This window comes from Sodalinema sp. (assembly GCF_046483825.1).
Taxonomy (GTDB): Bacteria; Cyanobacteriota; Cyanobacteriia; order Cyanobacteriales; family Geitlerinemataceae; genus Sodalinema.
Genome location: NZ_JAWOCL010000241.1, coordinates 1 through 4,712, shown reverse-complemented (window position 1 = coordinate 4,712; position 4,712 = coordinate 1). Strand labels below are relative to the sequence as shown.

The 4,712-nt window shown below is 52.0% G+C and carries 2 protein-coding genes; both read right to left on the bottom strand.

Annotated elements, in window-relative coordinates; translation table 11 throughout:
• Positions 1 to 285 precede the first annotated feature (285 nt).
• Entirely contained in the window at positions 286 to 1,800 is a 1,515-nt protein-coding gene (locus tag R6U67_RS15400; protein WP_410253366.1) for a trehalase family glycosidase, read from the bottom strand.
• A gap of 73 nt (positions 1,801 to 1,873) precedes the next feature.
• Positions 1,874 to 4,660: a malto-oligosyltrehalose synthase gene (gene treY / locus R6U67_RS15395; RefSeq protein WP_410253365.1), complete on the bottom strand. Its 2,787-nt coding sequence runs from the start codon at positions 4,658 to 4,660 to the stop codon at positions 1,874 to 1,876.
• Between the last annotated feature and the right edge of the window lie 52 nt (positions 4,661 to 4,712).

The following is a 4,712-nucleotide window of genomic DNA, read 5'->3' as shown; positions in this document are numbered from 1 at the left end:
GGAACAGGGAACAGGGAACAGGGAACAGGGAACAGGGAACAGGGAACAGAAAAGATGTAGGGGCGTACCGCAAGTGGCGCGCCCTTTTCTGGCAGTAGGCAGTAGGGTGGGGTGGGTTCCGGTTTGCAATCTTCGGGGCGAAAAATCCCCTCTTGGGAGGGGTAGGGGTGGGTTCCCCTGCCGGAACGAATTACCTAGGCTTTGGGTTACCTTAATGGCAATGGCCGTTGGGGGGCGATAAGTCTTTTTCCATCCTAACAAAAGTTTGGGAGTGCTGGAGGGGGGTTAGGGCGATCGCTGCTGCCAGTCGTGGAGGAGTTCGCGAACTACGCCATTGGTCCAGCCGAAGCCAATCTCATTGGAACTGTAGCCAAAGAGGATCTCAGCGGAGACATCGGCTGAACATCGCTCCACATCGTATTTTTCCACAAGAGTCCCGCTTTTCTCAAACTCCGTGACTACCACGCTGATGAATTTCTCCGTCAGACGGTCCGCCTCATCATGATAACCGTAGCGGCGTAGGCCCTTGATGGCAAACAACTGGAGGGGCGCCCAGCCGAAGGGGGCATCCCATTGGTTCCCCGAGACATGGGTACTGGTGAGGAGTCCGCCTTTGGTCTCAAATTTCGCTAGATTGTCCACTAAGCGTTGGGCTTGTTCGGGGGAGGCGAGTCCGGCCCAGAGAGGCATAAAGGTGGTGACAAACTCATAGGTCCCTCGGGTTTCGGTGCGGAAATTGTAGTCGAAATATAACCCCGTCTCCTCATTCCAGAGAAAGCGATCAATTTCCTGTTGTCGGTTGTGGGCGTATTTCTTCCAGACTTCTACGGAGTCCCAATGTCCCATGAGATGGTGAATTTCGGCGATGTCTCGTTCCATTTGATAGAGGAGGACGTTGAGACAGACGGGGACGTAATGGACGATATCGGCACTAAACGGCCCAAAGCGGTTGGTGATATCAAAGCCTGATTCTCGCATGGAGCGATCGCCCTGATAGAAGAGTTCGGTGAGACTATCACTGTTGCGGTGGTAGAACAAACTCAGGTCATAGGCATCGATGGGATAGTGACGGTAATAGTCTCGTACCCGTTCGTAGTGAGTCCGTCCACGTTCGTCTCGTTCCGAGTTGACCACTTCCGGGGCGGGGGTGGTTCCTCGGGCGTAATAGCGAGAGAGGCCGGTGGAGGAGTTGAGGTGGGGGGGAACGGTCCAGTAGAAATAATAGCGTTCTAGGGCCGGCAGCAGCGATCGCAGCCAATCGCGGTCTTCCGTGTATTCAAACACTTCTAAGGCTCCCCGTGCCAATAACGGCGGATGAGACCTCTCCAACATATAGGATCGGTTGGCGTTTAAGACGGTTCCGTAATGTTCAATCTCGTACACCAGCAAGTCTACGGCGTTTTGGGCCAGTTCGAGTTCTCCATCCCGCAATAGCCCCAAAGCAATAAAGTAACTATCCCAGCCGTAGAGTTCGTTAAAGCGTCCACCGGGAACGACGTAGGATTTGGGCAGATATAACAAACCATGTTCGTCGATCTGATCCATTTCTGGCGGCAGAACCCGTAACTCAATTTGAGTTAACTCTGAGGGGGGCAAAATCTCTTTTAATTCAGCTTGGACGAGATCGCGATCTTCCTGGGGCGAGATATAGACAATCCAGGGAGAACCGGGGGGACGCTCGATTTTACTGTCCTTAGCGGCTTCGAGGATATGGGCCTGGGTGCGGGTGAGGGTTGTCCAGGTATCGCGGATGTAGTCGATAACGGGTTGTAGGCGGGGGCTGTTGGGGAGGAGGGGCATATTAGGGAACAGGGAACAGGGAACAGGGAACAGGGAGGAGGGAATAGGGGGGAGGCAATAGGCAAAAGGGGGGTTAGTCGGAAACCCAGAGGGCGATGGGAAAGTCGGCGAGGAGTTGGCCGACGCTGAGGGTGGTGTGGCGGGAGAGCGATCGCCCGGAAATGGCTTCAACCCAGGTTTGGGCGGCACTTCCGGGGATTTCTACAGCCGTGTTGCCCCAGACGTCGTTGCCGAGGGGAAATTCGCCGGGTTCGACGAGTTCGGTACAGAAGCGGGGGGCGATCGCGATCGCCTGGGCCTCTCCTGATTTTCGCAGAAAGGCCACCACGCGATCGGCGTGTTTGCCGGTAACCCGTAGGGGACGATATTCGCCGCGATCGAATAACTCTCGGTATTGGTGACGGGTACTCAGGAGACGGTGAATACTAAATAGTTTAATCCGTCCATCGCTGGCGTTGTATTTGAGATCGGCCAACAGTCCCGGTAAATCGGCGGCGGCCCAGTTTTGTAAATCGTGTAGCAGTTGGGCTTGGCGGCCATAATCGACGGGACGGCGGTTGTCGGGATCGACTAAACTAAAGTCCCAGAGTTCGGTTCCTTGGTATAAGTCAGGAACACCGGGGGCGGTGAGTTTCAAGAGCGTCTGAGAGAGAGAGTTTAGCATCCCGTAACCGGCGATTTTTTGTTGGAAGGGACGGAAGGCGGCGAGAAACTCATTGTCATCGCCGTCGGCCAGAACTTGGCGGACAAACTCGACAAAGGCCTCCTCATAGTCGGTGTCGGGCCGTAGCCAGGCGGTGTGGACTTTGGCTTCGCGAACGGCTTTGACGACATACTGTTCAACGCGATCGCGGACGTTCCCCAAATCATAGGGATCGAAGGGAAACACCCCCACCAGGGTTTGATAGAGGAAATACTCATCGTTCGTATCGGGACTTTCTGAGTCATCCTGGCGGCGATTTTGGTTGATTTGCTTCCAACTGGTGACCGCCGCTTCCCATTCTTCGGGAAGTTCCGAGAGAACGTTGAGGCGGGCTCGCATATCCTCGCTGCGTTTGGTGTCGTGGGTGGAGGAGGCGTTCATGGATTCAGTCCAATAGGTGGCCTGTTGTTGGTTGAAGCCATGAAACTCCGAGAGCGTAATGCCAAAACGACCGGGAGATCCGCCCACTTCGTTGAGAGAAATGAGGCGATTATAGATATAAAACAGGGTATCTTCGACTCCTTTTGCCATCAATGGCCCCGAAAACTGTTGCATTCGCATCACGAAATGAGTCCATTGGGCTTTTTCAGCCTCACTCATGTCCTCGTCATAGTCTAATAGCCATAACTTTTCAATGAAACTCAATTCGTTGGCCAGTTGCGGTTTTTGCCGTTTCGCCGCCTGAACGGCCCGTTCGATGTGGCTGCGATCGCGGCGATTTAAGCCCGTTGGCGTAATATAGGTGCGATAAATGGGAAACACCACCAACAATTCCTGAATGGCCCGTCGTAAGCCGCCTAAGGTGAAATCACTCGCATAGCGATATTGGCTGGCCAGTTGTTTGAGGAAGTTGGCCAGGTTTTCGATATCTCCGGCGAGATTGGTTTCGGCGATGAGGCGTTTACAGTGAACTTCCAACTCATGATACGACCGCCATTGTCCAGAGAAACGTTGATAAATACGAGTGAAGGCGGCTTCGTTGGCGGTTTGGCAAAAGAGATTGTTGACGGTGTAGAGAAAATCGTAGCCTGATGTGCCTTGAATTGCCCAATCTTCCGGGAGGGTTTCGTTGCCCTCTAGGATTTTTTCGACGACAATATAGGTGTCGCCGAGTTGTTCGGAGAGGCGATCGAGGTATTGTTTGGGGTCATAGAGTCCATCGATATGATCCACGCGAACCCCCTGGAATGAGCCATTTTCGACCAATTTATTGATGTAGCTATGGGTGAGGTCAAAAACCGTTTCTTCCTCGATGCTGACACAAATCAGTTCGTTAATGGTAAAAAAGCGGCGATAGTTGAGTTCTTCTGCCCCCACTTTCCAGAAGGCAAGACGAAAGTATTGATTCCCCAAAATCCGATCTAAACTATCGAAACTATCGGGATTCCCGACCGTTCCATTAAAGGTTTCTACGTTGCGATCGATAAAGGTGCGAATTTCCGGGTTCGATTGATAAAGTTCCCAAATCAACCCTTTAACAAATGCCGCTTGGTCTTTGTATTGACGTTTTTCGGTTTCTGTGATAGCACCTTTAAGGAGATAGAGAACGCCCAAGAGTTTAATAAAATCGGGATGTTCACGCCCGAGAAGTCGCCGCAACTCGCCTAAATTGTGGGTGAGAAGTTCGGTGTAAGACTCAATGCGGAGGGGGAATCGTAACTGATAATAGTTGATGCTTAACCCGGCTTCTGAATACTCAAGTTTGAGTTCACCATTTTCGAGACATTGCCCATAAAAGCTGCCCAGAAATGGGGCGAGGATTTTGCCGTTAATGTCGCGATCAGGATGTTCCCATTGAATGTCGAAAAAGTGATAATACTCGGAGTTTGTGCCGTATTCTAGGACATCGACAAGAAAGGGATTATTACTGTCATAGGCCATATGGTTGGGAACAATGTCTTGCAACCAACTCATCTCACACTCATGGAGTTTTTCAATGAGTCCGCTAAAGGCTTCGGGGCTACCCAATTCGGGGTTTAATACTCGGGGATCGACGACATCATAGCCATGATTACTGCCACTACGGGCTTTAAAAATTGGCGAGGCATAAATCGTTGAGATACCCAGATTATGCAGGTAATCAACGATTTCTCGGGCAGCGTCAAAGCCAAAGTTTGGGTTGAATTGCAGGCGATAGGTGGCGATGGGGGGAGTCATGGTTTTAGAGGGAACAGGGAACAGGGAACAGGGAACAGGGAACAGGGAACAG

Bases quoted from the DNA above. Each gene is read 5' to 3' on its own strand.
- treY (WP_410253365.1), bottom strand. From the start codon at position 4,660: ATGACTCCCCCCATCGCCACCTATCGCCTGCAATTCAACCCAAACTTT.
- R6U67_RS15400 (WP_410253366.1), bottom strand. From the start codon at position 1,800: ATGCCCCTCCTCCCCAACAGCCCCCGCCTACAACCCGTTATCGACTAC.